The organism is Arthrobacter sp. yr096 (assembly GCF_900108925.1).
Classification (GTDB): Bacteria; Actinomycetota; Actinomycetes; order Actinomycetales; family Micrococcaceae; genus Arthrobacter.
Map to the genome: position 1 here is coordinate 123,906 of NZ_FNYI01000001.1, position 25,872 is coordinate 149,777.

A 25,872-nucleotide genomic window follows, 5' to 3' on the forward strand; every position below is an offset into this window, starting at 1 on the left:
ACCCCCACCCCCTAACGAAAAACCCCGTGATCCCCTAACGATGAGGCCCCGGCAGGGGGACTACCCCCGATGCCCCGTCCCACTCCCCGGCCCTACGTTGAAGGGGAGCCCGGCAAAGGCGCCGGGCCAATTACCACCCACCACAGAGTTTGAGGGAGCACTGAAATGCCAACACTCGCACAACAGCTCGTGCAGTTCCTGATGAGCCTGTTCAACGATCCTGATGCCGCCGAAGAATTCGTACGCGATCCCGAAGCGGCCCTCGCCGCAGCCGGCCTCCGGGACGTTTCCTCGGCAGACGTCGACGCTGTTCGTCCGGTGGTCCTGGACTACGCGCCCATCAACGCACGTTCGTCGTTCGACCGCGAATACAACACCGGCGGAAACCAAGCCTCAACGGGTGGCGGCGGCGCAACCGGCGGCCACCCGGCTCCCTCCCACGGTGGGGGCAACGGCAACACCGGCGGCTGGGATGACGACGACGATCACGGCCACGGGGGAGGCGGCGGTGGCGGTGGTGGCGGCTGGGATGATGACGACGATCACGGCCACGGCGGTGGCGGTGGCGGTGACTGGGATGACGACGACGATCACGGCCACGGCGGTGGCGGTGGCGGTGGTGGCGACTGGGATGACCATGCACACGCCGTTCAGCAGTTGGTCCATGTGGTGAACAACTACTCCTACACCACCAACATCGACGACCGCGACACGATCACTGACCAATCCGTCAATCAGAACATCTGGGCCGATGGCGACGTCACCCAGCTCTTCAACCAGGACGCAGTGGTTGCTTCCGGCGATGGTGCCATTGCAGCCGGCGACGATGTGAAGGACTCCGGCAACACCACCACCACCAATGATCACTCGACGGATAACTCGGTGAACATCAGCGAGTCCGGTGACGGCGACGTTGAGGTGGGCAACACGGACATCGAGGTCAAGGATTCGTTCAACGACAATTCGGATCACTCCGTCACCAAGGACTCCTACAACACCGACGACTCCTACAACACGGATGTTGACGTTGACGTGGACATCGAGGACTCCTTCAACGAGGACAACTCCACGCACACGGACAACTCGGACAACTCGGTCAATATCTCCGATTCGTTCAACGACAACTCTGTGGATAACTCGGACAATTCGGATAACTCCGTGACGGATAACTCCGATAACTCGGACAACTCCGTGGACATTGCTGACTCGTTCAATGACAACTCCACCGATGTTGAGGTGGGCGATGTGGATGTTGAACTCACCAATATCCAGGACAGCATCGTGGTGGCCGACAACGAGCTGGATGTGGATTACACCAACATCGAGGACAACGAACTCGAATTCAACGACATCGACGACTCGATCGTGGTTGCCGACAACGACGTGGATGTGGACCTCGACGGCGGCCCGGCAGGCCCGCCGCCACCACCGATGTAGAAATACCAAACATATGGTCCCCAGCAGTGCCCGGCAGGTGTTCAACAACCTGCCGGGCACTTCGTGGACTTCCAACCCGAGGGGCAGAGCAAAGGACAGTCCGTGGCTGAAACAGCACGCATGACCACCCTGGTAGAGCAGGCAATCGCCTTGGTGGGGGATCGCAATGACCTGAGACGGCGGCTGGAAAATACCCTCAACCGCCTGGGCGATCCCAGTGTCCGGGTCATTGTGGTGGGGGAGTTCAAACAAGGCAAAAGCCAACTCATCAACGCCTTGGTGAACGCCCCCGTCTGCCCTGTTGATGACGACATCGCCACCACAGTGCCGACGGTGGTCCGGCAGGGGGATCCGGCGTCGGCCGTTGTCCTGGTTCCCACCCAGGAAGGAAGCCGTGCCGATGCCAGCCTGGAAGGCGAGGCGGCCGGGCCCGAAAGCGGCCTGGAACGGCAGGCAGTGAGCCTCAATGACCTGGCGGACTACGTCTCGGAGAAAGGCAATCCCGGAAATGCGAAGAACATCGTGGCGGCCGAGGTCTCACTGCCGCGGAAGCTCCTGGCAGGTGGGTTGACCATCGTGGATTCACCGGGTGTTGGCGGCCTGGGATCCACTCACACACTGACCACCCTGACCGCGCTGCCTTCAGCGCATGCCATGGTGTTTGTCTCCGATGCCTCCCAGGAATACACCGAACCGGAAATGCGGTTCCTTGGCCAGGCAATGCGCGTCAGCCCCAACGTCGCCTGCGTGCTGTCCAAGACGGATCTCTATCCAACGTGGCGGCAGATCGCGGATTTGGACAAAGGGCATCTGTCAGGCGTGGCACCGGACATTCCCTTGTTCCCGGTCTCCTCCGAACTGCGACTTCAGGCAGCACGGCTCCAGGACACTGAGCTGAACGAAGAATCCGGGTTTCCCGCGCTCATCGCCCACCTGCGGAATCACATCGTGGGAGGTGCCGCCCGAATCCAACGGCGCTCTGTAGGGCACGACGTCCTGTCCGTGACGGAGCACCTGGGATTGGCCCTTCATTCCGAGCTGGGGGCTTTGGAGAATCCAGAGGGAACGCCCCGGATGATCGCCGGCTTGAAGGCGGCGAAGGAAGACGCTGATGCGTTGCGCAAACGTTCCGCGCGGTGGCAGATCACCCTCAATGATGGCATTGGCGATCTCATTGCGGATATGGAATACGACCTCAAGGACAGGCTCCGGAGGATTCAGCGCGAGGCCGAAACAGCAATAGACCATGGCGATCCTGGGCCGGCCTGGGACCAATTCACCCAATGGCTTGAGCAAAGCACGGCCGCCGCCGTTTCTGAGACGTTCGTGTGGACCAGTGAACGCGCCCAATGGCTGGCCGGGCAAGTTGCGGAGCATTTCTCCGAGGAGGAAGTGGCCCTGCCTGCGCTGAAGGTGGCTGATACCGGAGGCGTCCTTGATCCCGTTGCCGACCTCCAAGCCCTGGAAGACGGCCGTTTGGGTCCACTGCAAAAGGTACTTATTGGCATGCGTGGGTCCTACGGTGGGGTCCTCATGTTCGGCCTCCTGACCGGCATTTTCGGCATGGCCCTCATTAACCCGTTGTCCGTGGGCGCAGGGCTCCTCCTGGGCAGGAAGGCCTACCGTGAGGAACAGGAAGCCCGCCTCAAGCGGCGCCAGGCCGAGGCGAAGGTCCTTGTCCGCAAGCAAGTGGACGATGTGGTGTTCCAGGTGGGGAAGCAGCTCAAGGACCGGTTGAGGCTGGTCCAGCGTGCCACCCGGGACCACTTCACGGAGATTGCCGAGGAACACCACCGTTCCCTCACGGAATCCGTGGCGGCCGCCCAGAAAGCTGCAGCCACCTATGCCGTGGAACGGGACCTGAGGATCAAGGAGATCAGGAACCAGCTCAAGGCCGTGGAAGCTCTGGGTAAAGCCGCGCAGCAGCTCCAGGAAGACGTGCCCACTCAACTGATCTCGCCCACAACGGCGTCGGCGGTGCCCACGGGATGATAGACACGGGCATCGCGGGAGCCGCGGAGCTCCTGCGACAGGCAAGAGAGGTCTTCCACGGTGACGTGGCGGCGCTCGCAGTGGTGGACGACCTGGACAACAGACTGGCCGGGCCGCTCCGTGTAGCTGTGGCGGGCATGGTTAAGGCCGGGAAGTCGACGCTCCTGAACGCGATCATCGGCGAGGAGATTGCACCTACCGACGCCGGGGAGTGCACACGGATTGTCACGTGGTACCGCTACGGTCACACACCACGCATCACGCTGTACCCCTTTCTGGGCGGGCCTACGTCGCTGCCGGTGACCCGCGAGGATGGCCGTTTGGTGTTCTCATTGGGGGAATTCCAAGCAGAGAACGTGGATCGGCTGGTGGTGGACTGGCCATCTGCCGGACTGCGCAATCTCACGCTGATTGACACCCCGGGCATAGCCTCGCTGTCGCAGGACGTCTCCGGGCGGGCCACCGCTTTCCTGCTTCCCGAGGATGCCCCGATGGCAGCGGATGCCGTTATCTACCTCATGCGGCACCTGCATGCTTCCGATGTCAGGTTCCTGGAATCCTTCAAGGACACCGCCGCAGGCCAATCCGGTTCCGTCAATGCCTTGGCCGTCCTGTCCAGGGCCGACGAGATCGGCGCCGGCAGGATCGATTCGCTCATCTCTGCGGCCGTCATCGCCGAAAGATACAGCCAGGACCAGAATCTTAGGCCTCTGGCGTTGGGCGTCGTCCCGGTGGCAGGGTTGCTGGCACAAAGCTCGCGGACCATGCGGCAGGCCGACTTCGACGCGATGAATATGTTGGCACAGATGGACAGGAACCAGCGTGAGCGGATGATGTTATCAGCGGACCGCTTTGTGCGCACTGCCGGGCCCGCCGGACTGGATCAGGCCACCAAGGAATCCCTCGTCAACAGGTTTGGCCTGTTCGGGATCAGGCTCGGTGTTGCCTTGATCCGGGGTGGAACCAGCAATCCCACCGAGTTGGCCCACGAACTCGCCCGGCGCAGCGGTCTGGGCGTACTCCTCGATACCATCAGCCGCTTGTTCCAAACGCGGGCTGACGCGCTCAAGGCGCGTGCCGCCGTCGTTGGCTTGGAGTCATTGCTGCGCGAGTCATCCAAAGAGCGCGTGGAACCGCTGAAAGGTGCTTTGGAACGGCTCCAAAGCAGTGCCCACGAGTTCCGGGAGTTGAAGCTCCTTGCAGCGCTGAGGACGGGCGGCGTAGGACTGGCTGGCGAGCAAGAGGCAGAAGCCGAACGCCTGGTGGGCGGACGTGGCAGTACACCGGCGCTGCGGCTCGGGCTGGATCCCGAGGCCGGCCCGGACCAGATCAGCCAGGCCGCCCGGAGCTGTTTGAACCGGTGGCGGTTGATCGCGGAAAATCCCCTGACAGAACCGGCGGCACTGGACGCCTGCCGCATTGTCATGCGCAGCTGCGAAGGGATGCTGGCCGCTATACCCGCCGTTCGCTGAGTAACCAGGTGGTGGTGGATGGCAGGAACAACAGGATCAGCCCTGCCGCGGCCAGGATGAATTGGGCAGCCAACAGCACAATGGCCATGGCGCCGTCCGCCCCCGGGGCCACCACAAAGTCTGCGGTAATGACGGTCACCACCGCGTGGAGGAGGACCACGGGTGCCAGCGCCCATCGCGCCCAGGTGCGTCGTTTGAAAAGTACTGCCAGCAGGACAGCTTCCATGACCACCACCAGCGCAAGCATCGTGAGGCTTCCGAGGAATACGACGGCGGTGGCGCCGTCCACTGCCTGGGCGTCGCCATCGGGGACCATGCCCCCGATCACGCCTTTCAGGCGTTCAAAGTGGGAGTCGCGGCCCAGGAATCCGGTCACCACGACGGCGATCCCTGCCACGAAGCTCGCCACCCACAAGGAGCGCGAGAGCCTTGCGGGACCGGGTGGCTTCACAACGGCGGTGATGGGCGGCGGGACGGACAGGGAGATTCCCGGCCGGGGTGGTGGTGCTGATGGCCCGTTGGCTGATGGTGTGGGGGAGGGCGATCGCCGTGAACCATCAGCTTGCTGGGCCATGAGTGCCTACTTCAGTTCGTCGGTGTCATGGGGGTCCGGCTCGCTGCGTTTGGCATCGCCGGCTTGGAAACCTTTGTTCTTGGCATCGCCGGTGCCCTCTGACGGCTTGCCACCGAGCTCGCGCTCCTTGGCTTCGAGGTCAGCCTTGAGCTTCTTCAGCCGCTCGTCTTCGGCCTGGTTGCGGCGGCGGGTTTCCAGATTGCGGAGGAACTCGGGGTCGTCGTCCGGCGCCGTGGGATGGCGGCGGACAGGCTGTGCCGAGGGTTTGCCGTAGGGCCTGCCGAAAATGAACCAGAGGATTGCTCCCAGCAGCGGAAGCACGATCATGACGATGATCCAGGCGGGTTTGGAAATGCCGCGTGTTTGGTGGCTGTCCGTGCGGATAACATCCACCAGGGCATAGACGAAGACAACAAGGACGACGACGACGCCTACAACGCGGAGCATGCACCAAGTCTAGTCGCCGGAAGCCCTTGACTGGACGCTGGATCCTTGCCGTGATCAGAGTGCAACCATCACGGCTAAACTTGGATGGTGGCTTTCCTGAAGTATTCCCTCATCCGTCTGGCGCTTTTTGTGCCGTTGTTCATCGTGTTCGCTCTTTTGCAGGTGGGTCTGCTGCCGGCGGCTGTGTTCGCTGGGCTCATGGCTTTCGCCATCAGCTACCTGTTCTTCCAGAAACAGCGCGATGCCGCCACGGCCAGCATGCGCGAACGTTTCTCGGGGCGTGCCAAGCCCATCCGGACCGCAGGCGAGGTGGAAGACGCCGCAGCGGAGGACGGCCTGGTAGAGAAAAACCCGGGCATCGCCGTCAACAACGACAAACGCCCCGGCACCCTTTAAGACGTTTTTGTACAGCTAACGCCCCCAAGAAGCCTTCCTGGGGGCGTTAGCTGTACAAACACGCGGACGAAAAGAACCTAGAAGCCCTGGCTCAGGACCAGGCCCAGTGAGAACAACAGGCTGTATCCGAGGTTGATCAGGCCGGTCTGTTTGAGCACGGGGATGAGGCTCTTGCGCTTCTTGCCGTTGACCATGAGCCAGGCAGGCATGAGGCACGCGGGGATCAGCAGCAGCACGATCAGCATCCACGGTTTGGTGGGAGCCAGGACGATCACCAGCAGAATGGCGACGGCCAGCATCAGCACGTAGCTTTCGCGGGCATGGCGGTCTCCGAGCCGAACGGCCAAGGTCCGTTTGCCGGCAGCCGTATCCGTGGGGATGTCCCTGACGTTGTTGGCCATCAGGAGGGCACAGGCAATCAAGCCTGTGCCGATCGCACCGATCACCGCGGCGAGGCTGACCTGCCCGGCCTGCGTATACGTGGTGCCCAGCGTGGCCACCAGACCGAAGAACACGAACACGAAGACGTCGCCGAGGCCCATGTAGCCGTAGGGGTTCTTGCCCCCGGTGTAGCCCCAGGCTGCCAGGACACAGCCGATGCCCACCAGGATCAGCCACCAGGCCTGCGTCATGATGACCAGAATCAGGCCACACACCATTGCTGCTCCGAACAGGGCGAACGCAGCCCACTTAACTTGCTCCGGCTTCGCGGCGCCGGAACCGACCAGGCGCAGGGGACCCACCCGGTCTTCATCGGTGCCGCGGATTCCGTCGGAGTAGTCGTTGGCGTAGTTCACGCCGATTTGGAGCAGCAAGGCAACCAGTGCAGCCAGGATCGCGTTCGGCAGCCGGAAAGCCTGGAGTTCGTACGCTGCTGCCGAACCGATCAGGACGGGCGCGATCGCCGCGGGCAGTGTGCGGAGCCGGGCTCCTTGAATCCATTGTGCAGCTGTCGCCACGTGTAGTACCTCGTGTATTTCGCGGTTGATCTTAAGCCAGGTGTGCGGGGGAAGAACGTGTCTATTGTCCCTGATGCAGCTCGGAAAGCCGGTCAATCATGGCCATCCGGTCCGGTTTTCCGTTGGGGAGCATGAGCAATTCCTTGTCCGCCAGCACGGTCTTGGGTGCCAGTTTGCCGAGCGCGGCCTCGCGGCGGGACGTGAAACCTTTGATTCCGTCAGGGCTGGGGTCCTTCACTGCCACGTACGCCGCAACGGCTTGTCCCCATTCGCGCGACGGGACGCCGGCAACGAAGGCCGCGGTGACGTCGTCGAGTTCTTCGAGCTTGCTTTGGATGTACGCGGCGGAGGCTTTGACGCCGCCGGTAATGATGACGTCGTCGGCACGGCCCAGCACGGTGAGTTTGCCGTCGTCGGACAGTTCGCCGAGGTCGCCTGTGATGTACCAGCGGACGCCGTCTTCCTCGAAGAACGCTGCCTTTGAGGCGCGGGCGGCGTCCAGGTAGCCCGCCGCCACGGTATCGCCACCCAGAAGAACGCGGCCTTCCAACTCGCCTTCGCCGATGCGGACCTCGACGCCGTCAAGGGGCTCACCGTCGTAGACACACCCGCCGCAGGTCTCAGCTGAGCCGTAGGTGGTGACCACAGTGAGGCCTTCGGCGTGTGCGGTGGCCAGCAAATCCGGGGACGCCGGGGCGCCACCCAGGAGGATGGCGTTGAAGCGACGGAGCACGGCGAGGGTTTCCGGCGCGGGGGAGTCCAGGAGCCGTTGCAATTGCGTGGGCACCAGGGACGTGAAACGGATCTTGTCCGTCAATTCCTCAGCGGCAGCGGTGAAGGCCTCGGGGGTGAAGCCGTTCGCTTGGTCCATTACCCACGGACGCGTGCCGGCGTAGAGCGAGCGGACCAGGACCTGAACGCCGGCCACGTACTGCAGCGGGAGCGCCAGCAGCCACTGGCCTTCGCCGCGCAGCGCCATGGCCGTGGACACGGAGGATGCTGCGAGGGCGTCAACAGTGAGGACGGTCGCCTTGGGTGTCCCCGTGGATCCAGAGGTGCGGACCACCACGGCTGCCTCGTCCACGTGGGTCTCCACCGGAACCGCGCGCGGCACGCCGTCTTCATCCACGACGATTTCGACGGCGGGGCCCTCACCGTGGAGGGCAGCCATCAAGGCCTTCAGTATGGGATCGATGTCCACAGGTGAGTCCTAGAAGTAGTAGGGGAAGTTTGACCAGTCGGGGTCGCGCTTCTGGAGGAACGCTTCCTTGCCTTCAACGGCTTCGTCGGTCATGTAGGCCAGGCGGGTGGCTTCGCCGGCGAACACCTGCTGGCCGGCCAAGCCGTCGTCGGCCAGGTTGAAGGCGAACTTGAGCATGCGGATGGCCTGCGGGGATTGACGGGCGATGTCCGCCGCGTATTCCAAAGCGACTTCTTCCAGGCGCTCGTGATCCACGGCCTCGTTGACGGCACCCATCGTGACCATGTCTTCAGCGGAGTATTCGCGGGCCAGGAAGAAGATTTCGCGCGCGGCTTTTTGTCCGATCTGGCGGGCCAGCAGCGCAGAGCCGTATCCGGCGTCGAAACTTCCCACCGTGGCGTCTGTCTGCTTGAACTTGCCGTGCTGACGCGAGGCAATGGTGAGGTCGCTGACCACGTGCAGCGAGTGGCCGCCGCCCGCCGCCCAACCATTGACGACGGCGATGACCACCTTGGGCATGGTCCGCATGAGCCGCTGGACTTCAAGGATGTGGAGCCTGCCGGCACGGGCGGGATCGATGCTCTCCGGGGTTTCCCCCTCTGCATAGCGGTAGCCGTCCCGTCCACGGATCCGTTGGTCGCCGCCGGAGCAGAATGAGTGGCCGCCGTCCTTTTCGGACGGTCCGTTGCCCGTGAGGAGAACTGTGGCGACGTCCGGTGTCATGCGGGCGTGGTCCATGGCCCGGTAGAGCTCGTCAACGGTGCCCGGGCGGAACGCATTGCGCACCTCGGGGCGGTTGAAGGCGATACGGACCGTGGGAAGGTCCTTGACTGTGCCGTCCGCCGAGCGTTCAACCTGCCGGTGGTAGGTCATGTCCTTGAAGTCGTCGAAGCCGGATACAGTGCGCCAGCGCGAGGGGTCAAAGACGTCGGAAACCTTGGCGGGGAGATGGTTGTTCACAGTCCGAGTCTAGTAATGGCCTTAGCTGATGCAGAACTCGTTGCCCTCGGGGTCGGCCATGGTGTGCCATTCGTGCGGTCCTTGGTTGGCTGTCCAGAGGTGTTTGGCGCCGCGGGCTTCCAGTTCCTTACGCACCACGTCCTTGTCCCTGCCGTCCAGTCTCACGTCCCAGTGAACCCGGTTCTTGACGCTCTTTTGATGCGGGTCTGTCTGGAACAGAACGCGCCGGCCCGTCTTGGGATCGGTGTCTTCGGCGGGAACGATCGCGCAGCCTTCGGCCCACACGAGCTTGCCGTTGTGGGTGATGGTCTGGTCTTCGGTGGCGAACCCTTGCTCGATCATGGAGCGGATGAATGCCTCGTCCTGGGGTTCTACGTTCCACTCGAGGGTCTGGGCCCACCAATCGGCCAGCACATGGGGCTTTTGGCAGTCGACGACTACCTGGATGTTGAGTGTCATGCCCCCAAGCTATTCCCCGCACTGGGGACTGGGTAGGGCTTCGCGGTCAGTTCCGGTCCTGGTTGGGGCGGCTGGCCGCTGTAGGGGAGTGAACTTCTCCAACGTTGGAAAATGTGCGCACATTATCTTGACATATTGTCATGACATAGATCACAGTTGGTGCAGGAAAGGCTTTTCCTAGCAGGCAGTGCGGCCTCCGGAACCGCGCCCTGCTTCCTTAGCCTGGCCGCCATGGCCGGCAAGCCCCGTGAGAAAAGGACAGAGCATTGTCAGAGCAGACACGCATCTCCAGCATCAGCCGCCGGCAGTTCGGATTGACGGCCTTTGGCCTCTCAGCCCTTGCCGTTGGTCTTTCTGCCTGTGGGGGCGGGGGTGCCTCCACTGATGGAGGAGCCAAGACCCTCCAGTTGGTACTTTCCGGGGATACCAACCAGGGCGGAGCCTTCGCCGCCGCCGCCGCGAAATACAAGGAAGCCACAGGAATCACCATTGAGGTGGTGGATGTACCCACCGCGGACATCACCACCAAGCTAAAAAACGCAGCCACTGCCAACGACCTCCCGGCGCTGGCCCGGGTGACAGGCCTGGACCCTATCTGGGTCAACCAACTCCAGGACCTCAGCGATATCGCGAAGGCGAGGAACATCGATGAAAAGTTCCTGCAGACGGCACCGGATGGAACACTCCCGGCCATCCCGTCGGACCTCACCGCCGTAGGCCTGTTTGTGAACAAGAGCCTCTTCGACAAAGCCGGGGTGGCCTATCCCACCGCCATCGAAAACAGCTGGACCTGGGACGAATTCGTGGTAGCCGTGAACCAGGTCCGCGAGAAGGCCGGAGCCAAGTACGGAGTGGTGATGGACCGTTCCGGCCACCGCCTCCGCGCCATGATGTACCAGTTCGGCAGTGACGCCTTCGCCAAGAACGGGGATAAGTACGCGTGGGACGACCAAGCCGTGGAGACCCTTGAGTACTTTCAGAAAATCAATGACGACGCCACCATGCCCAAGTCCGTGTGGCTTAGCGGCGAGGACGGCAATGCCATGTTCAAGAGCGGGCAGGTGGCTGCCTACTACTCGGGCAGTTGGCAGGTTGCGGACTTCAACAAGAACATCAAGGACTTTGAATGGTTGTCCGTGCCGCTCCCCAGGAAGGTAGTCAACGCCACCAATCTCGGTGGCGGCTTCATGGTGGCGTTCAAGGACACTGGGGCCGATGAGGAAGCCAAAAAGTTCATCGACTGGTTCTATGACGACGCGAACTACATCGAATTCGCACAAATCGGCGGCTACTTGCCGGTCAAGGAAAGCCTCACAGTGGAGTACCCCTTCCAGCAGGCCTCCTTCGAGCTCTACCAGCAGCAGATCGCCGGAAACGAGGCCAAGGGTGACAACGCCATCAAGCGCGTCGTGGCCGAAGCCTACGCTGAGACCCCCTTCTCCGGTGATCCGTTGAGGGAGGAAACGGTGAAGATGCTGGGCGGCAGCCAGGATGCCAAGACCACGGTGGAGAACATCGTGAAGCTTTACAACGGAGCCTAGGCCATGGCCAATTCGACCCTGAGCCCGGCGCTGAAGCCGGAAATGCCTGGCTCACCTGTGGTGCGGAGCAAGTCCCGGCAGCGGCGGCGCAACCGCTATGTGATTGCTCCCCTGATCCTCATCGGCGTCAACGTGGTGCTGTTCCTGGTGTTCTTCGTCTGGCCCGGTGCCCTTGGACTGATCTATTCGTTCACGGACTACCGCGGCGTTGGCAAGCTGAACTTCATTGGCTTGGCCAACTTTCAGAAACTGTTTGCGGACAGCACGTTCTATGCGGCGCTGACCCGGACATTCCTGTACACCGTACTGTCAGTGCCCTTGGTGTACGTGTCTTCCCTCGGCATTGCCTCACTGTTGGTGAGCAAAGCCACCAGGGGGAGGACCGCAGCCAAGGTGATCATCTTCCTCCCCTGGCTGATCTCTCCAATCGTGGTGGGTGTCATCTGGAAGTGGATGTTCGGCCAGGACTTCGGCTTCGTCAATTTCGTGATCTCCACGGTGGGCGGGAGCCCTGTTCCTTGGTCCAGCAATGGCAACCTCGCACTGATGGTGGTCATTTTCGCCTCGGCCTGGGGCGGAACGGCCTTTAACATGCGGCTGTTCATTGCTGCCTTGAAGAACATACCGGAGGCTCTTCTGGAGGCGGCCGAACTGGACGGAGCCAACGCGTGGCAACGGTTCCGCCACATCATCCTGCCCGGCATCGCGCCGACGTCGTTCATGGTGATCCTGCTGTCCACCATCCACGCCATGAAGGAGTTCGCCATGATCCAGGCGCTCACCAATGGTGGTCCGGGAACCGAGAACACCTTGATCGTCCAGTACATCTACAAGACCGGCTTTGAGCAATCCAAGGTGGGCTACGCCAGTGCGGCCTCCATGGTGCTGATGGTGGTCTTGTTGGCCATCGCGCTCATCCAGCTGCGCTTCAACAAGAAGAAGGGCTGAACCATGGCAACAGCTACCAAGATGCCCCCCACTGCTGCCCCGCGTGGAAGTGCCCCGCGGGGAAACCGCAGAGCCCGGGCCAACCCGAAGAAGATGTCCGCTCCGCTGACGGCCGTGTTGTGGGTCATTGTGGCCATCTATGCCCTCCCGCTGCTGTGGTTCCTCCTCAGCTCGTTCAAGCCGGGCAGTGAGCTTTTCAGTTATCCGCTGTCCATGCTTCCCCGTGAATGGACGTTCCAGGGGTTTGTGGATGCGTGGGAACGCGTTGATTTCGCCAGATACTTCCTGAACACTGCCACGGTTGCCCTGGTCACCACTGTGCTGACGGTGTTCTTCAGCGCCTGCACCGGCTACGCGCTGGCCAAGTACAACAACAAGGGCACACGGCTGTTTTTCGTGTGCATCCTGGCCACCACCATGCTGCCTACCGAAGTGATCCTTAATCCCACCTTCTCGGTGATCCGGGATCTGGGCCTCTACAACTCCCTGGCGGGCATCATTGTGCCGTCGGTGCTGACAGCCACCGGGGTCTTCATGTTCCGCCAGTTCTTCCTCACTGTTCCGGATGACCTGCTGCACTCTGCCCGGATCGATGGCGCGAGCGAGCTTGCCATTTTCTTCCGCATCATGCTGCCGCTGTCCAAGCCGATCCTGTTTACGTTGGCCATCTTTTCTTTCCAGTGGCGGTGGAACGACTACATCTGGCCGTTGATCGTGTTGAACGATCCCAAGTGGTACACCCTGCAGGTGGCGCTCCGGAGCATTGTGGGTGCGGAGAACATCGATTGGCCCGTTCTGCTGGGAGCATCGGTCATCTCCATCCTGCCCTTGGTGCTGGTCTTTGCGGTGTTCCAGAAATACGTACTCAACGCTGATGTCAGCGCCGGACTGAAGGACTAGTGCTCCGATGAATCATCACCTGGTGATGGAAGATGCCCCTGCTTTTATCAGCGGGTTGGTGGACGCCGCGGACCGCTCCATCGACACCCTGGTGGACGCGCCCGACGGCGGGGCGGCGGCTTTGGCGCATCGTCCCGCCATGGGCAGGTTGCTGGCCATGGCCACTGTCTACACCCAGCCCGACTCCCGCCACTACCTTTCGGCGGGGCTTCCCGGGCTGATGATGGGGTGTGTCGCACGGCTTGAGTACCTGCAAGGACCCACTGGCCTGTTCGACGGCACCAACCTGAGCTCCCCGCCGGACTCGGCCTTCACCATCAACGATGCGTGCATGGCCCTGGAGATCATGGATGCGCCCGCTGGACTTTCTGCCGGCGGCGGGCTGGCCGAGATCGCCACCCGGCTGCGCGCCGTCGTCGGACGTATTACCGACGCCCTGCTCACAGGGGGAGTGCACACGCCCAACCACCGTTGGGAGCTGTGCGCCGCGCTGGCCCGGATCCATTCACTGCACCAGTCCGAAGGTGTGCCCCGCCCGGAGCTCCTGCAGCGCATAGACCAGTGGCTTGCTGAAGGAATCGACCAACTGCCGGACGGCATGTACTCCGAGCGGAGTCCCCTCTATGCCACTGCGGTGACCAACCCGTCCTTGGTGGCCATTGCCGACTACGCCAACAGGCCTGACCTCCTGGAGCACGTCCGGGCCAACCTGGCCGCCTTCCTGCCATGGTTCAGCAGTGATGGCGTCACGGAGTCCTTGTTCTCGCGGCGCCAGGACCAGTGGTTCCGTTTCAACGGCGAGGCCTTTCAGCTGTTGTACCGCAGGCTCGCCAGCCAGGATGGTAACGGGGACTTTGCTGCAGCTGCGGCCTGGCTCCGGCAGTTTCCGTTGTTGGAACCGGCCAAGGCGTTGGCGAGGACCCGTCTGGACCCTTGGCTCCACCTCCAGCTGCCTGAGCGGGAATCGGCGTTGGGCGGCGGAGAGCTCCCGGCGGCAATGACCCCCGGCCATGCTGTCCTCTCAAGCTGCGGGATCCACCGTTTCCGCGAGGCCCGCAGTGTGGCTACCATCTTTGGCGGCTGCGACGACGTAGCCTCCGGTGTTGGGTCGGGACTCGCCAGCAATCCCACCTTCCTCCGGTTCGCCCACGGCGACGCGGTGTTGACGGATGTACGGCTCTCCAGGAGCTTTTTTGACCTTGGCCCATTCCGCAGCCAAGGGGTCAGCCTCAGCGATACCGGCGTTCGCCTGACCGAGGACGTTTCGGCAAATTTCTACCTGCCCCTTCCTGTTGATAAGCACCGGGAGGACGGCCTCTACGCGCTGGGTCATGAGGGCAGGTTCAGCGCGGGCATGGACTTCGGGAACCGGCCTGCCGTGGAGCACCGCCTGGGCACATCCATTACGGTGATCCCGCAGATGGCTGAAGGCACGGTGGAACTTGAGCTGGGCTTTGAGGGTGCACACACATCGTTCGCCATCGAGTTGACGTTCAGGCCGGGTGGTTTGCTGTCCGGGGTGGAGGAGGAGACCCGCGGCCAGCCAGGCGCCTACCAGTTGACGACAGGGACAGGGGAGTACCGGGTGGGAGAGGACGTGATCGAGTTTGGTCCCGGCATCGCGGCCGACGCGGACAACCCTCCGGCTTACAACCCTGGGGAGGCGTATCGCTACCTGGCGGGCACCAATGCAACGGACGGCGTGAAGGTTTACATCACCGGGAGGACGTCGGGGAGCGTCCGCTTGGCGATAAGGGGGAGGAGTGTGTCCTAGCTGGGCAACAGTTCGGGCGGAATGGCGTAGATGAGCACCACCGCCATGAGGTTCTTGGTGGCATGGACAAAGTAGGAGAACATCAGGTTCTTTCCGGTCCAGACGTAGACCGCAACCAGCACCACGGCCATGCCCAGATAGGGTGCCAAGGCAGATAACGCCAGGCCCTCCCGGCCCACCACATGGATGGAGGCGAAGACCAGCACGGAGATGGCGCAGCACACCCAGATGTTCAGATACCGTGACAACTTGCCGATCAACAGGTGCCGGAAGAGGTATTCCTCAACGAACGGTCCAAGGATCACCAGCAGCGGCACCATCAGCCATGCCGGTACCTGCTGCAGCAGGCCCTGAATGCCCACTTGGTTCTGCGAACTCTGGGCGGTGCCGAACGCCGCCACCAGAATGGCCGTCAAAATCAGCATGACCACGATGGCAAGGGGAACCATGCCCAGCGTGAACCACGGGCGGGTGCCCAGGATCCTGAGGTCGCGGCCGGCCACGTGCCAAGCAGACGCCACCGCGAATATTCCGACGCCGGCATAGAAGATCGCGTTGACGGCGTAGGACGCCGTGGCGGGGTCGGCAAACAACTGCAGCATCAGCCGTTCCACCCCTTCGCCGTCAAGGGTGAAGTATGCAGTGAAGCCAAGATAGGCGGCCACGGCAATGGCATCGAGGGCAGAGAACCTGTACAGAGTTGCCTTGGTGGAAAGAGTGCCCATGTGACCAGCCTAGCTTTGCTGGAAGACCCTCGCTTGGCTACACTTTTCGGTATGCCTAACTTTTTGTTTCGGTGCGCCAAAGACGTCCGCCGTTTCGCCGCCGCAGCTGCCGTCCTGGCTCTCGTGCTGGGGGTATCTGCCTGCGGCGGCAATTCCACCGCAGGTGGGGATGACAGACCAGTGGTGCTCACAACATTCACGGTGTTGGCCGATGTGGCCGGCAACGTGGCCGGGGACAAGCTCCGCGTGGAATCCATCACCAAGGCCGGTGCGGAAATCCACGGTTACGAGCCAACGCCGGGAGATATCCGCAAAGCCGCCCAGGCCGACCTCATCCTGGACAACGGACTCAATCTTGAGGCCTGGTTTGCTCAGTTCGTGGAAGACCTGGACGTACCCCACGCAGTGGTGAGCGATGGAGTGGACGTCATGCCCATCGCCGAGGATTCCTACCAAGGGAAGCCGAATCCGCACGCGTGGATGTCGCCCAAGAATGTCCAGATTTACGCCAACAACATGGCCAAAGCCTTCGCCAAGCTGGCACCGGCCCACGCCGCGGAGTTCGAGGCCAACGCGAAGGCCTACAACGCGCAACTTCAAAGCGTTCAGGACGAAATGGTGTCCAAGTTGTCCGTCCTCTCGGAGAATCAAAGGGCGCTGGTCACCTGCGAAGGGGCGTTCTCCTACCTGGCCCGCGATGCCGGTCTCAAAGAGGTCTACATCTGGGCTGTCAACGCGGAGCAACAGGCCACGCCGCAGCAGATCACACGGGCCATCGGGTTCGTGAAGGACAACCAGGTTCCAGCCGTGTTCTGTGAATCCACTGTTTCGGATGCGCCCATGCAGCAAGTAGTGGGCGCCACGGACGCCACGTTCGGTGGGACGCTGTACGTCGACTCGCTGTCCGAGGCAGATGGTCCCGTTCCCACCTACCTGGACCTGATACGCCACGACGCGAAAGTCATCACCACGGCACTCACGGGAGGAAAGCCATGAGCACTCCGGCCATCTCTGTTGAGAATGTCACTGTCCACTACGGTGAGGTCCTCGCCCTGGACTCGGCCTCCCTGACGTTGGAACACTCGCGCATCTGCGGTTTGGTGGGCATGAACGGCTCGGGAAAGTCCACGCTTTTCAAAGCAATCATGGGCATGGTGAAGCCCGACTCCGGACGCGTGCTCATCAACGGGGAACCGCCCATGAAGATGCGCAAGGAGGCCGGCATTGGCTACGTCCCCCAAAGTGAGGACGTGGACTGGGCCTTCCCGTTGTCCGTCCGCGATGTGGTGATGATGGGCCGTTACGGGCACCTTGGATTCACGCGCCGGCCCCGCAAAGCCGACCGGGACGCCGTCGGGCATGCCTTGGAACGCGTGGAACTCAGCGAGTTCGCCGACCGGCAGATCGGTCAGTTGTCCGGCGGACAGAAGAAACGCGCCTTCGTGGCCCGGGGCATCGCCCAAGGGGCCACCATGATGCTGCTGGATGAACCCTTCGCGGGCGTAGATAAACGTTCAGAGGCCACCATCACCAGGCTCCTCCGCGAACTGGCTGAGGACGGCGCCACCATCCTGATCTCCACCCATGACCTCCATGCGCTTCCGCAACTCTGCGACGAAGCCGTGCTCCTGATGCGGAAAGTGCTCATGCACGGGAGCCCGGAGGTGGTGCTCCAGCCGGAAAACCTTGCCATGGCCTTCGGCCTCGACGTCATGAACAGGGGCTAGGCCATGGAATTTCTCCTGGAACCGCTCACCTACGACTTCATGGTCCGCGCGCTGGCAACCACCGCCATCGCCGCAGTCGTTTGTGCCGTCCTGAGTTGCTGGCTGGTCCTGATCGGGTGGTCCCTGATGGGTGACGCCGTCTCCCACGCGGTGCTGCCCGGCGTCGTCCTCGCCTACATCGTCGGTGCGCCGTTCGCCCTGGGTGCCCTGGTGTTCGCCCTCATTGCGGTGACGTTGATCGGCGTGGTCCGCAATACCAGCCGGGTGAAGGAGGACGCTGCGATCGGGATTGTGTTCACCTCGCTGTTTGCGCTGGGCCTGGTGCTGATTTCCGTGACTCCCAGCCAGACCGACCTGAACCACATCATCTTCGGAAACCTGCTGGGCGTCAGCGTGCCGGACCTCATCCAGGTGGTGGTCCTTGGGGTGGTGGCCTTCGCGATCCTGATCCTCAAACGCCGGGATCTCACGCTCTACGCTTTCGACCCCACGCATGCCCACGCGATCGGACTCTCGCCACGCAGACTTGGCGCATTGCTCCTTGGCCTGCTGGCCCTGACCTCGGTGGTGGCACTGCAGACAGTGGGCGTGGTGCTGGTGGTCGCCATGCTGATCATCCCCGGCGCAACGGCCTACCTGCTGACGGACCGCTTCTCCCGGATGCTGGTCATCGCGCCGGTGATCTCAGTGGTGTGTTCCGTGGCCGGTATCTACCTGAGCTACTACCTGGACACAGCCTCGGGCGCCATGGTGGTCCTCACCCAGGGCGTGGTGTTCGCCGCCGTGTATCTTTTCAGCCCCCGCCAGGGGCTGATCGGAACGCGTCTGGCGAAAGCCCGCCGGAAGCGGCTGCTGGCCTCGGCCTGAGCGAGGGTTCTCCAGCTCATCACCGGTGATCGGCCACCGCGGGGGCGCGCGTCACTGTGATGTCGCCGTAGGCATTGCGGGCGCGGATCTCCACCTGGTCCGTAGACCCGCCCGGCCCCTGGGTGGCGTCCAGAGCGTTGTGGACCCGTCCATATTTGGTGTTGAGGTCAAGCCAGGCCGCGGTGCCTTCCCGCACGCCGATGGACAAGGTGCCCGCCGCAGTCTGGACGGTGAGGGTGCCTGCAGAAACGTCGCCCACCGTGATGTCACCGTTGGATGCCTTGATGGTGGTGGATGTCCCTGCCCGTTCCAGGGTCACGTCGCCATTGGCGGCGCTGATGCTGAGCTCGCCGGCGGCAGCCGTGATGTAAGTGCTGCCATTGCCGTTCTTGATCGTGGCAACACCGTCGATTTCCCGGATGCGGATCTTGCCGGAGCCGGTTTTGATCCTGGACCGTCCTGAGGTGCGTTCCACCGTGACGTCCCCCATCCCTGTGTGGGCACGGAGCTCGAAGCAATGGTCGATGTGGATGTGGCCCAAGTCGGTCTTCACGTCAGCGGTGCTGAATTCGCCTTCGCAACGGAGATCGCCCATGCCCGACTTCAACTCCAGGCTGCAGCCCACGGGAACTTCCACGGTGACCTCCACGGCGCCACCATCACTGAACCACGTGTGGCGGATGGCGGGATGAAGCCGGACCTGCAAGCGGCCATCCGAGTAATCCACCGTGGTTTGCTCTGCCATCTTGGCGTCCAAGGCACGTTTTGCTTTCCGTGGCCGGACGGTCACTTCGGTGTCCTCGCGGTCGCGGGCCACCACCCAGATGTCGGCGCGGACTGAAACATCAACCACGACGGCGATGGGTTGCGGAGTCTGAAAGGTTGCCATTAGCGTGCCCATCCTGTGAAATTTTGTTCGCCGGGTTCGCGGCGCTCTTTCCGTTGGTTCGGCCGGCCGTTCAGGGCATCAGCGACAGCCCGGATCAGCCACGAATTCACGGACAGCCCCGCTTTGCCGGCTGCCTCTTCGACGTGTTGCTTGAGGTGATCCGGGAGCCGGAGCGTGGTACGGGAAGTGCTGGTCCCATCAAAATCCTCGACGGCCAAGGCTGGCTGCCGTGGTTCCAAGATGGCCTCGAAGTCGTTGACTGTGGGCGGATTGCTCACCACGAATTCCGGGTCGCGGCCGCGGAGCCTCACCTCCACGGAACCGGGGGCGAGCTCCAGCGTGATTTCACGTGCGGCGTCGGACAGGGCTTCCAGGAGGACCAATCTCACCGTTGATTCAAGGGTCGCGGTAAGCCGCTCACTGAGTGCGCGGGCTTCCGGACCCCCGGCTTCTGCGGCGGTGTCCAGTTGGCGTTGGACTGCGGTGACGTACTGGTTGAGCTGCATGACACCATTGTGACGCCATTTTGGTGTCATGCCAAGGGCTTGTTGCCGGGAATGGTGCCATCCGTGGCGTCTCGGCTTGACGGGTCCGCTTTCGCCGGGCAGGCTGGAGCGATGAAGTCTTGAGCGCAGCCCCACTTTCGGCTGCATCCCCAGTACCCCCATGGCTTTCTGCCACCCACTGCGGACTTGCGAGGATTCCTCTTGACTGACCACCTTCACCTTTCCGGCGTTTCCCACGGCTACGGGGACCGCAAACTTCTGCACAGCGTTGACCTGGTCATACACCACGGCGAACACGTCGCCATCGTGGGGGAGAACGGCGCAGGTAAATCCACGCTGCTCCGTCTGATGGCCGGGGTAGAGACGCCCGACGACGGCACGGCGGGTTTGTCAGGCAACCCCGGCTACCGCGTGGGCTACCTCGCCCAAACCCACGGACTTGCTGAGTCACTGACCGTGGGTGATGCCATTGATGCTTCCCTCAATGCCCTGCGCTCCTTGGAAGACCGGATCGCCCAACTTGAACGAGACCTGGCTGACGCCGACTCCGAGGACCTGGAACTCTACGGAAGCCTGCAGACGGAGTACCAGCTCCGCGAGGGCTACGCTGCCGAATCCCGGGTGGAAGCAGCGCTGGACAAGCTGGGGCTGGGAGGCCTGGACCGGCGTCGAACGCTTGGCTCTTTGTCCGGCGGCGAACAGGAGCGGGTAGCGCTCGCCTGCCTCCTGGCCGATCCGGCGGAGGCGTTGCTTCTGGACGAGCCCACCAACCACTTGGACGCGAACGGCACCGCTTGGCTGGAGTCGAGGTTGGCCGCACATCGCGGGACGGTGGTGGTGGTCTCGCACGACCGCGTCCTGCTGCGGAAAGTAGCCACCACCATCATTGAAGTGGATGCCGACCGACGGTCTGTGAACCGGTATGGGAACGGCTACGAGGGCTACCTCCGCGAGAAAGCCGCAGAACGCGCCCGCTGGATCCAGCAGTACGAGGGGTGGCTCGATGCCATGGCCGCCGAACGCCTCCAGGCCGCTACGGTGGCAGACGGCATGGGCTACGGCCGGAAGCGCGACAACGACAAGATGGCCTTCGGCTTCAAGGCCGGGACGTGGCAGAGTGCTGCGGCCAGCAAAGTCCGGAATGCCCAGGAACGGCTCCGGAGGCTCGAAGAAAACCCTGTGGACCGGCCACCCGTTCCACTGAAGTTGGCAGCACCGTTGGGAGCAGTGGCCGTTGCCGCGAACCAACCTGCACTGGAAGCCAATGGCATCAGCGTGGCCGGGCGGCTCCAGCCCACGGACTTCAGGGTGGAGGCCGGGCAGAAGGTCCTCATCACCGGCCCCAATGGTGCCGGGAAGTCCACACTGCTCTCGGTGTTGACGGGCAACCTGGAACCCGAACAGGGGTCCGTTAACGTCCACGGCAAGGTGGGTTACCTGCAGCAGGAACTGGAAGTGCCAGCCAGGCCAGGCCTGCGATTGCTGCCGGCGTTCGCTGCGGGCCTGGGCGGCAACATCGACGAACATGCTGAAGGGCTACTGCGGCTGGGCCTTTTCCGACCCGCGGAGTTCCACGTGCCGGTTGGTGGATTGTCCGCCGGGCAGCAACGCAGGCTGGCACTGGCCCGCCTGCTTCTGGGCGGGTACCGCACCATGATCGTGGACGAACCCACAAACCATCTGGCACCCGTACTGGTGGAACAACTGGAGGCCGCGCTCGCGTCGTTTGCCGGCACCCTCGTGATCGTCAGCCATGACCGCGCATTGGGCGACTGGTTCGATCACTGCGCCCGCCCAGCGCCCGTTGGCACCTGGGTGCGTTACGGCATGCAGGGCGGCAGCTTGCTGTAGGCCCTGCTGCTGGTCTCCTACGAGGTGAGCAGCCGGCAAGGCGACCGTAACAGCGTGGACTGCACCCGGAAACACAGCGGCGAGCATCCTGAAACAACGGAAGAGCACCATGGAAGGACGCTGGCCGAAAGGATGTGTCCGTGATTTCCCAGAACCTCTTCCTCCAGGGCATTTACCACTTTGAAGGCACCGGGTTGGAGAAGCCGGTACCCATCCACAGCGAGCTCTCCCACTTTGTCCCTGACGGCGTGGTCAATCAGACCCTGTACTTCCGCGGCGGCAATTCCAGTGCCGAACTGATCACCGTTGTCCTCATGCGCGACCGCATCCCGATGCGCTATTTCCCCATAGGTGCGAAAGGTGACGTGCATGTGCCCCTGCGGGTGGTTGAAGACATCGACGGCGGTTCGGTCATTGAGCTCTTTGTCGTGGCGCCCGCCGGAGTCCGGGGAACCGTGGTGGTGGACCTCGGCATGGTGGAGTTCTAATGGCCAGGCAGCTGGTGGTCATCGGCAATGGAATGGCCGGGGCCCGCGCTGTGGAGGAGATCCTGGCCAGGGGTGGTGGGGATCTTTTTGAGATCACCATGATCGGGGAGGAACCCCACGGGAACTACAACCGGGCCATGCTTGGCCACGTCCTGTCCGGCCAGGCGGACGACGCCGACATCTTCCTCAACGCGTTGCCGTGGTACCGGGAGAACAACATCACCCTCTATTCCGGGGTCCGGGTTGACCGCATCGACAAATTCAGCAGGCATGTTTTCGCCGCGGATGGTCGGGTGGTGCCCTACGACATCCTCATCATTGCCACTGGCAGCCGCCCGTTCCTGCCCCACATCAGCGGGCTCTACTCGCCCAGCGGAAGTGTGCGGCAAGGGGTCTTCACCTTTGGGTGCCTGGAGGATGCCCGCAAGATCATCCGGTTCGCCCGCCAGGAGAACCATCGGCGGGCCGTGGTGATGGGGGACGGGTTGCCCGGGCTCGAAGCGGCCCGGGGACTGCAGGCCCGCGGCCTGGACGTTGCCATGGTCCACCCGGCAAGCCGGGCCACCGCTGTGCTGGGTTCCGCCCGGGTCACCGGGGTGAGCCTCCGCGACCAACCCGACCTCGACTGCGACATGGTGATCATCACCGCAGGCAGCAGGCCCAACGTTGCTCCCGCCGTCGTCAGCGGACTGGCAGTAGAGCGGGGAATAGTGGTGGATGATCACCTGCGGGTGCTGGACGAAGACGATATTTACGCCGTGGGGGAGTGTGCCCAGCACCGCGGCGAGGTATATGGGCAGGTGGCGCCATTGTGGGAGCAGGCTGCTGTCCTGGCAGATCACGTGACGGGTTTTGACACGTTGTCGCAGTACCTGGGTTCGCCTGTCCCGGGGTCGGCGCCGGGGCTTCTTGTTGCCTGCGTCACGGGCATTGGGGTTAATCCCGTAAGATAGACGGGTTGCGCGAACCTTCGGTGTTCTGCGTTCTTTGTCACACTTCGGGATCCTCAAACGAGGAAAAGCTCGAATTTTGTGTGCCAAAGCCGCCTGCGTTCCGGCATGGGCGTGACCCCAACAGCAATACCCCAACCCACAAGGAACAGCTGTGCCGCAAAGTACTCCCACAGATCTCCAGAGCTCCAAAGCCTCATCCGCAGCCGCGGGCTCAACCCTCAGCGCTGAGGGATACCAGAAGACCCTGAGCCGCCGCCACGTCACCATGATCGCCATGGGTGGCGCAATCGGCGTCGGCCTGTTTATGGGTGCCGGTGGCCGTCTGGCCTCCACCGGCCCGGCCCTGATCTTCTCCTACGCCATTGCCGGCGTCATCGCTTACCTGCTGATGCGCGCCCTCGGCGAACTCATCATGTACCGCCAGACCTCCGGCTCCTTCGTGAGCTACGCCGGTGAAATGTTCGGCAAGAAGGGCGCCTTCCTGTCCGGATGGATGTACTTCATCAACTGGGCCATGACGGGCATCGCCGAACTGATCGCGATCGGCCTGTACTTCCAGTTCTTCTTCCCCAATGTGCCCATTGAACTGTCCGCCATTGCCGCATTGGTGCTGCTGGTGGCCGTGAATCTGTTCAGCGTCAAGGCGTTCGGCGAATTCGAATTCTGGGCCTCCTGCCTTAAGGTCGCAGCAATCGTGATCTTCCTGGCCGTGGGTACTTTCATGGTTGTCACCAACGCCAAGGTAGGCGACGGAAACGCGTCTGTGGCCAACCTCTTCCACGAAGACGGCGGCATGTTCCCCAAGGGCGGCCTGGTGATGATCCTGGTCCTCAATGCCGTGATCTTCGCCTACAACGCCATCGAACTCGTCGGCATCACCGCTGGCGAGATGGAAAACCCGGAACGTGAAGTTCCCAAGGCGATCCGCGCCGTCGTTATCCGTATTGTGGTTTTCTACGTTGGTTCGGTGACGCTGCTCGCGATGCTGCTGCCGTCCGACCAGTACGTGGCAGGCACCTCGCCGTTCGTCACCGTGTTCGGGCAGATGGGCCTCGGCTGGATGGGTGACGTCATGAACATGATCGTCATCACCGCCGCGCTGTCCTCCTGCAACTCGGGCCTTTACTCGATCGGCCGCATCTTCCGCACCATGGCCAACAACGGCCACGCTCCGCAGTGGCTCACCAAGATGTCCACCCGCCACGTCCCGTACGCGGCAATCCTGGCCATCGGCGGCGTGTACCTCGTCGGAATCCTCCTCAACATCTGGCTGGGTGGCTCGCACGCGTTCGACCTCGCACTGAACACCGCCTCCATCGGCGTGATCTTCACGTGGGGTTCCATCTTTGCCAGCCAGATCGCCTTGCGGAAGAAGCGTGGCAAGGTTTCCAGCCTGCCCATGCCTGGTTCTCCGTGGACCAGCTGGTTGGGCCTGGTTGCCCTGCTGGCGATCACCGTGCTGATCGGTTTCGACTCCATGACGGACAAGGAAACCGGCGAGGTCTTCCTGCTGGGCCTCTGGACCCTGGCCACCATTCCGTTCTTCGCCTTGATCCTGTGGCTGGGATGGCAGAAGGTCAAGAACAACGAACCCAAGAGCGAGCTGTTCAGCTAACTCGCCCTGGGCGCGGGTCCACAGCGTAAACGCTCGACGGCGGGTGCCTCCTTTGCGGGGCGCCCGCCGTTTTGTGTTTAGCGCCCAACTGGCTGGCATTAGTGGTTGTTTTGAGGGCTCAGAACAACCACTAATGCCAGCTACTTGGGTGTCCAGCCTTGGCCAGTAAGCGCGTTGCGGACCTTGGACACGGCTGGGCGGGCGTCGTTCTTCATGTGGCGCTTTGATATGCGGACAAGTATCCATCTGGCGCGACTGAAATCCTCTTCCCGGTCAATGTCCCGGACAATTTGGGCAGGATCTGAGTGGCCCTCGCCTTCGTATTCGATCGCGACCCGGAACTCGGGACAGGAGAGATCGGGTTGACGCACGACGCCGGAACCCAGTTGGGTGGGCCTGTTCAATTCCGTTTGTGGCAGCCCAGCCCGCTCAAGTGCCAGCCGAAGCCGCGTTTCGGGCGCGGAATCGGCTCCGATGCGGGCCTGCTCCAGTGCCAGGCGAGCCTTCCGGATTCCGGGCGTTCCTTTGTGCCGGTGAAGCATGGTTTCAAGATCTTCGCGCGTGCAATAGGGGTCGCTGCGCCCCTCGAACTCAGGCCTTGGCGCCCGCAGAAGGTGATCAGCCAGCACGGTGATCTCGTCAATGCTCATCTTGCGGGCGCAATCGAGCCAGGTCCGGGGCCTGCTGGTGATGAGCAATCCGTCGTGATGGGTAATTTCGTCCTCAAAGAATTGGCCGGCGTGGCCTACCACGCCTTTCCTTCGCGGGATTGCCATGGTGTCGGGCCGGGAAATGTGGATGACAGGTTCATGGCTGCCCGGCAGGAAACCAGGGAACTCCCAGAGCACGAATGCCGTAGCGTGGGAGGCCGCGGAAAACGGCGTAATGACGGTGTAAGGCCGGACGGTCAACGACAGTTCCATCACTTGGTCGGCGGCGGGGCTCCGTATGCCTCTGCTTGGTGAGTCAAGCCCGTGGTGCCTCCACCGCTGACGGGAGACGCCGGCGTCGAGCGCTTCCTGCCAGGTGAAAGGCGCCGTCTCAAGGTGATCAGGCAACTCCTTGGGGATACGCATTTCCCCATGCTGGCAAATCCTTGATGCGGGCGAGTGGTTATCCACAGGCCACACATCCCCGTGCCCAACTTACTAGCATTAGTGGTTGTTTTGAGGGCTCAGAACAACCACTAAT

Annotated in this window: 24 protein-coding genes and 1 pseudogene; 15 read left to right on the forward strand and 10 right to left on the reverse strand. The window is 62.6% G+C overall.

Annotated elements, in window-relative coordinates; translation table 11 throughout:
- Positions 1–165 precede the first annotated feature (165 nt).
- From BMY91_RS00555 to BMY91_RS00565, 3 genes are all read left to right on the forward strand, one after another.
- The gene (locus tag BMY91_RS00555) at positions 166–1,437 is read left to right on the forward strand and encodes an IniB N-terminal domain-containing protein (protein WP_090816853.1); all 1,272 of its coding nucleotides are present in this window, start codon (positions 166–168) and stop codon (positions 1,435–1,437) included.
- Between the two features lie 102 nt (positions 1,438–1,539).
- A complete protein-coding gene (locus tag BMY91_RS00560) occupies positions 1,540–3,429 on the forward strand; it encodes a dynamin family protein (RefSeq protein ID WP_090816856.1) in 1,890 nt (629 codons plus the stop codon).
- Positions 3,426–4,901 carry a dynamin family protein gene (locus BMY91_RS00565; protein WP_090816859.1) on the forward strand — a complete coding sequence of 492 codons (1,476 nt, stop codon included), beginning with the start codon at positions 3,426–3,428 and terminating at the stop codon, positions 4,899–4,901. Before BMY91_RS00560 ends, BMY91_RS00565 begins: the two co-directional genes overlap by 4 nt.
- Here BMY91_RS00565 and BMY91_RS00570 read toward each other — a convergent pair.
- The gene (locus BMY91_RS00570; RefSeq protein WP_090816862.1) at positions 4,882–5,475 is read right to left on the reverse strand and encodes a hypothetical protein; all 594 of its coding nucleotides are present in this window, start codon (positions 5,473–5,475) and stop codon (positions 4,882–4,884) included. The two genes, BMY91_RS00565 and BMY91_RS00570, sit on opposite strands and share 20 nt — an antisense overlap.
- Before the next feature lie 6 nt (positions 5,476–5,481).
- Positions 5,482–5,922 carry a PLD nuclease N-terminal domain-containing protein gene (locus tag BMY91_RS00575; protein ID WP_090816866.1) on the reverse strand — a complete coding sequence of 147 codons (441 nt, stop codon included), beginning with the start codon at positions 5,920–5,922 and terminating at the stop codon, positions 5,482–5,484.
- 84 nt (positions 5,923–6,006) lie between these two features.
- On the opposite strand from BMY91_RS00575, the gene BMY91_RS00580 reads away from it, so the two are divergent.
- Positions 6,007–6,318 (forward strand): DUF4229 domain-containing protein, encoded by a 312-nt coding sequence (locus BMY91_RS00580; RefSeq protein ID WP_090816869.1) that lies wholly within the window; start codon positions 6,007–6,009, stop codon positions 6,316–6,318.
- A 77-nt stretch (positions 6,319–6,395) separates the two neighbouring features.
- Here the strand turns inward: BMY91_RS00580 and BMY91_RS00585 are convergent, their stop codons facing one another.
- The 4 genes from BMY91_RS00585 to BMY91_RS00600 form a co-directional block, all read right to left on the reverse strand.
- A complete protein-coding gene (locus BMY91_RS00585; RefSeq protein WP_090816872.1) occupies positions 6,396–7,277 on the reverse strand; it encodes a 1,4-dihydroxy-2-naphthoate polyprenyltransferase in 882 nt (293 codons plus the stop codon).
- A 61-nt stretch (positions 7,278–7,338) separates the two neighbouring features.
- Positions 7,339–8,478 carry an AMP-binding protein gene (locus tag BMY91_RS00590; protein WP_090816875.1) on the reverse strand — a complete coding sequence of 380 codons (1,140 nt, stop codon included), beginning with the start codon at positions 8,476–8,478 and terminating at the stop codon, positions 7,339–7,341.
- A gap of 9 nt (positions 8,479–8,487) precedes the next feature.
- Positions 8,488–9,438 carry a 1,4-dihydroxy-2-naphthoyl-CoA synthase gene (locus BMY91_RS00595; RefSeq protein WP_090816878.1) on the reverse strand — a complete coding sequence of 317 codons (951 nt, stop codon included), beginning with the start codon at positions 9,436–9,438 and terminating at the stop codon, positions 8,488–8,490.
- 21 nt (positions 9,439–9,459) lie between these two features.
- Positions 9,460–9,897, reverse strand: coding sequence for a VOC family protein (locus BMY91_RS00600; protein WP_090816881.1), 438 nt, complete (start codon positions 9,895–9,897; stop codon positions 9,460–9,462).
- 266 nt (positions 9,898–10,163) lie between these two features.
- On the opposite strand from BMY91_RS00600, the gene BMY91_RS00605 reads away from it, so the two are divergent.
- Genes BMY91_RS00605 through BMY91_RS00620 form a run of 4 tightly spaced genes read left to right on the forward strand, consistent with a single transcriptional unit; the run spans position 10,164 to position 15,060 of the window.
- Entirely contained in the window at positions 10,164–11,438 is a 1,275-nt protein-coding gene (locus BMY91_RS00605) for an ABC transporter substrate-binding protein (protein WP_090816884.1), read from the forward strand.
- Between the two features lie 3 nt (positions 11,439–11,441).
- On the forward strand, positions 11,442–12,386 hold the full coding sequence (locus BMY91_RS00610; protein ID WP_256212500.1) for a carbohydrate ABC transporter permease: 945 nt from the start codon (positions 11,442–11,444) through the stop codon (positions 12,384–12,386).
- 3 nt (positions 12,387–12,389) lie between these two features.
- On the forward strand, positions 12,390–13,286 hold the full coding sequence (locus BMY91_RS00615; protein ID WP_256212501.1) for a carbohydrate ABC transporter permease: 897 nt from the start codon (positions 12,390–12,392) through the stop codon (positions 13,284–13,286).
- 7 nt (positions 13,287–13,293) lie between these two features.
- A complete protein-coding gene (locus BMY91_RS00620) occupies positions 13,294–15,060 on the forward strand; it encodes a hypothetical protein (protein WP_256212502.1) in 1,767 nt (588 codons plus the stop codon).
- On the opposite strand, the gene BMY91_RS00625 is transcribed toward BMY91_RS00620, so the two are convergent.
- Entirely contained in the window at positions 15,057–15,785 is a 729-nt protein-coding gene (locus tag BMY91_RS00625; protein WP_090816890.1) for a CPBP family intramembrane glutamic endopeptidase, read from the reverse strand. The genes BMY91_RS00620 and BMY91_RS00625 overlap by 4 nt on opposite strands.
- A 51-nt stretch (positions 15,786–15,836) precedes the next feature.
- Here BMY91_RS00625 and BMY91_RS00630 point away from each other — a divergent pair, with 51 nt between their 5' ends.
- The 3 genes from BMY91_RS00630 to BMY91_RS00640 are packed head-to-tail and all read left to right on the forward strand — an operon-like array spanning position 15,837 to position 18,379.
- Complete coding sequence (locus BMY91_RS00630; protein ID WP_090816893.1) at positions 15,837–16,781, forward strand: metal ABC transporter substrate-binding protein; 945 nt, start codon at positions 15,837–15,839, stop codon at positions 16,779–16,781.
- Positions 16,778–17,512 (forward strand): metal ABC transporter ATP-binding protein, encoded by a 735-nt coding sequence (locus tag BMY91_RS00635; protein WP_090816896.1) that lies wholly within the window; start codon positions 16,778–16,780, stop codon positions 17,510–17,512. The genes BMY91_RS00630 and BMY91_RS00635 overlap by 4 nt, the downstream gene beginning before the upstream one ends.
- A 3-nt stretch (positions 17,513–17,515) precedes the next feature.
- Positions 17,516–18,379, forward strand: coding sequence for a metal ABC transporter permease (locus BMY91_RS00640; RefSeq protein ID WP_090816899.1), 864 nt, complete (start codon positions 17,516–17,518; stop codon positions 18,377–18,379).
- 19 nt (positions 18,380–18,398) lie between these two features.
- On the opposite strand, the gene BMY91_RS00645 is transcribed toward BMY91_RS00640, so the two are convergent.
- Complete coding sequence (locus BMY91_RS00645) at positions 18,399–19,268, reverse strand: DUF4097 family beta strand repeat-containing protein (protein WP_090816901.1); 870 nt, start codon at positions 19,266–19,268, stop codon at positions 18,399–18,401.
- Complete coding sequence (locus tag BMY91_RS00650) at positions 19,268–19,774, reverse strand: histidine kinase (RefSeq protein WP_090816905.1); 507 nt, start codon at positions 19,772–19,774, stop codon at positions 19,268–19,270. The genes BMY91_RS00645 and BMY91_RS00650 overlap by 1 nt, the downstream gene beginning before the upstream one ends.
- 201 nt (positions 19,775–19,975) lie before the next feature.
- On the opposite strand from BMY91_RS00650, the gene BMY91_RS00655 reads away from it, so the two are divergent.
- The 4 genes and pseudogenes from BMY91_RS00655 to BMY91_RS00670 all read left to right on the forward strand — a co-directional run bounded on the left by BMY91_RS00655 (position 19,976) and on the right by BMY91_RS00670 (position 24,681).
- The gene (locus BMY91_RS00655) at positions 19,976–21,625 is read left to right on the forward strand and encodes an ABC-F family ATP-binding cassette domain-containing protein (protein WP_090816908.1); all 1,650 of its coding nucleotides are present in this window, start codon (positions 19,976–19,978) and stop codon (positions 21,623–21,625) included.
- A gap of 140 nt (positions 21,626–21,765) precedes the next feature.
- Positions 21,766–22,113 carry a molybdopterin oxidoreductase gene (locus tag BMY91_RS00660; RefSeq protein WP_090816911.1) on the forward strand — a complete coding sequence of 116 codons (348 nt, stop codon included), beginning with the start codon at positions 21,766–21,768 and terminating at the stop codon, positions 22,111–22,113.
- Positions 22,113–22,994 (forward strand): annotated as a pseudogene (locus tag BMY91_RS00665) (NAD(P)/FAD-dependent oxidoreductase); the annotation flags it as partial. The gene BMY91_RS00660 and the pseudogene BMY91_RS00665, both read left to right, overlap by 1 nt.
- 223 nt (positions 22,995–23,217) lie before the next feature.
- On the forward strand, positions 23,218–24,681 hold the full coding sequence (locus BMY91_RS00670) for an amino acid permease (RefSeq protein ID WP_090816917.1): 1,464 nt from the start codon (positions 23,218–23,220) through the stop codon (positions 24,679–24,681).
- Between the two features lie 140 nt (positions 24,682–24,821).
- On the opposite strand, the gene BMY91_RS00675 is transcribed toward BMY91_RS00670, so the two are convergent.
- Entirely contained in the window at positions 24,822–25,757 is a 936-nt protein-coding gene (locus BMY91_RS00675; protein WP_090816920.1) for a hypothetical protein, read from the reverse strand.
- Positions 25,758–25,872: the final 115 nt, after the last annotated feature.

Bases quoted from the DNA above. Each gene is read 5' to 3' on its own strand.
- BMY91_RS00555 (WP_090816853.1), top strand. From the start codon at position 166: ATGCCAACACTCGCACAACAGCTCGTGCAGTTCCTGATGAGCCTGTTC.
- BMY91_RS00565 (WP_090816859.1), top strand. From the start codon at position 3,426: ATGATAGACACGGGCATCGCGGGAGCCGCGGAGCTCCTGCGACAGGCA.
- BMY91_RS00570 (WP_090816862.1), bottom strand. From the start codon at position 5,475: ATGGCCCAGCAAGCTGATGGTTCACGGCGATCGCCCTCCCCCACACCA.
- BMY91_RS00575 (WP_090816866.1), bottom strand. From the start codon at position 5,922: ATGCTCCGCGTTGTAGGCGTCGTCGTCGTCCTTGTTGTCTTCGTCTAT.
- BMY91_RS00580 (WP_090816869.1), top strand. From the start codon at position 6,007: ATGGTGGCTTTCCTGAAGTATTCCCTCATCCGTCTGGCGCTTTTTGTG.
- BMY91_RS00600 (WP_090816881.1), bottom strand. From the start codon at position 9,897: ATGACACTCAACATCCAGGTAGTCGTCGACTGCCAAAAGCCCCATGTG.
- BMY91_RS00610 (WP_256212500.1), top strand. From the start codon at position 11,442: ATGGCCAATTCGACCCTGAGCCCGGCGCTGAAGCCGGAAATGCCTGGC.
- BMY91_RS00615 (WP_256212501.1), top strand. From the start codon at position 12,390: ATGGCAACAGCTACCAAGATGCCCCCCACTGCTGCCCCGCGTGGAAGT.
- BMY91_RS00620 (WP_256212502.1), top strand. From the start codon at position 13,294: ATGAATCATCACCTGGTGATGGAAGATGCCCCTGCTTTTATCAGCGGG.
- BMY91_RS00625 (WP_090816890.1), bottom strand. From the start codon at position 15,785: ATGGGCACTCTTTCCACCAAGGCAACTCTGTACAGGTTCTCTGCCCTC.
- BMY91_RS00630 (WP_090816893.1), top strand. From the start codon at position 15,837: ATGCCTAACTTTTTGTTTCGGTGCGCCAAAGACGTCCGCCGTTTCGCC.
- BMY91_RS00635 (WP_090816896.1), top strand. From the start codon at position 16,778: ATGAGCACTCCGGCCATCTCTGTTGAGAATGTCACTGTCCACTACGGT.
- BMY91_RS00640 (WP_090816899.1), top strand. From the start codon at position 17,516: ATGGAATTTCTCCTGGAACCGCTCACCTACGACTTCATGGTCCGCGCG.
- BMY91_RS00645 (WP_090816901.1), bottom strand. From the start codon at position 19,268: ATGGCAACCTTTCAGACTCCGCAACCCATCGCCGTCGTGGTTGATGTT.
- BMY91_RS00650 (WP_090816905.1), bottom strand. From the start codon at position 19,774: ATGCAGCTCAACCAGTACGTCACCGCAGTCCAACGCCAACTGGACACC.
- BMY91_RS00675 (WP_090816920.1), bottom strand. From the start codon at position 25,757: ATGCGTATCCCCAAGGAGTTGCCTGATCACCTTGAGACGGCGCCTTTC.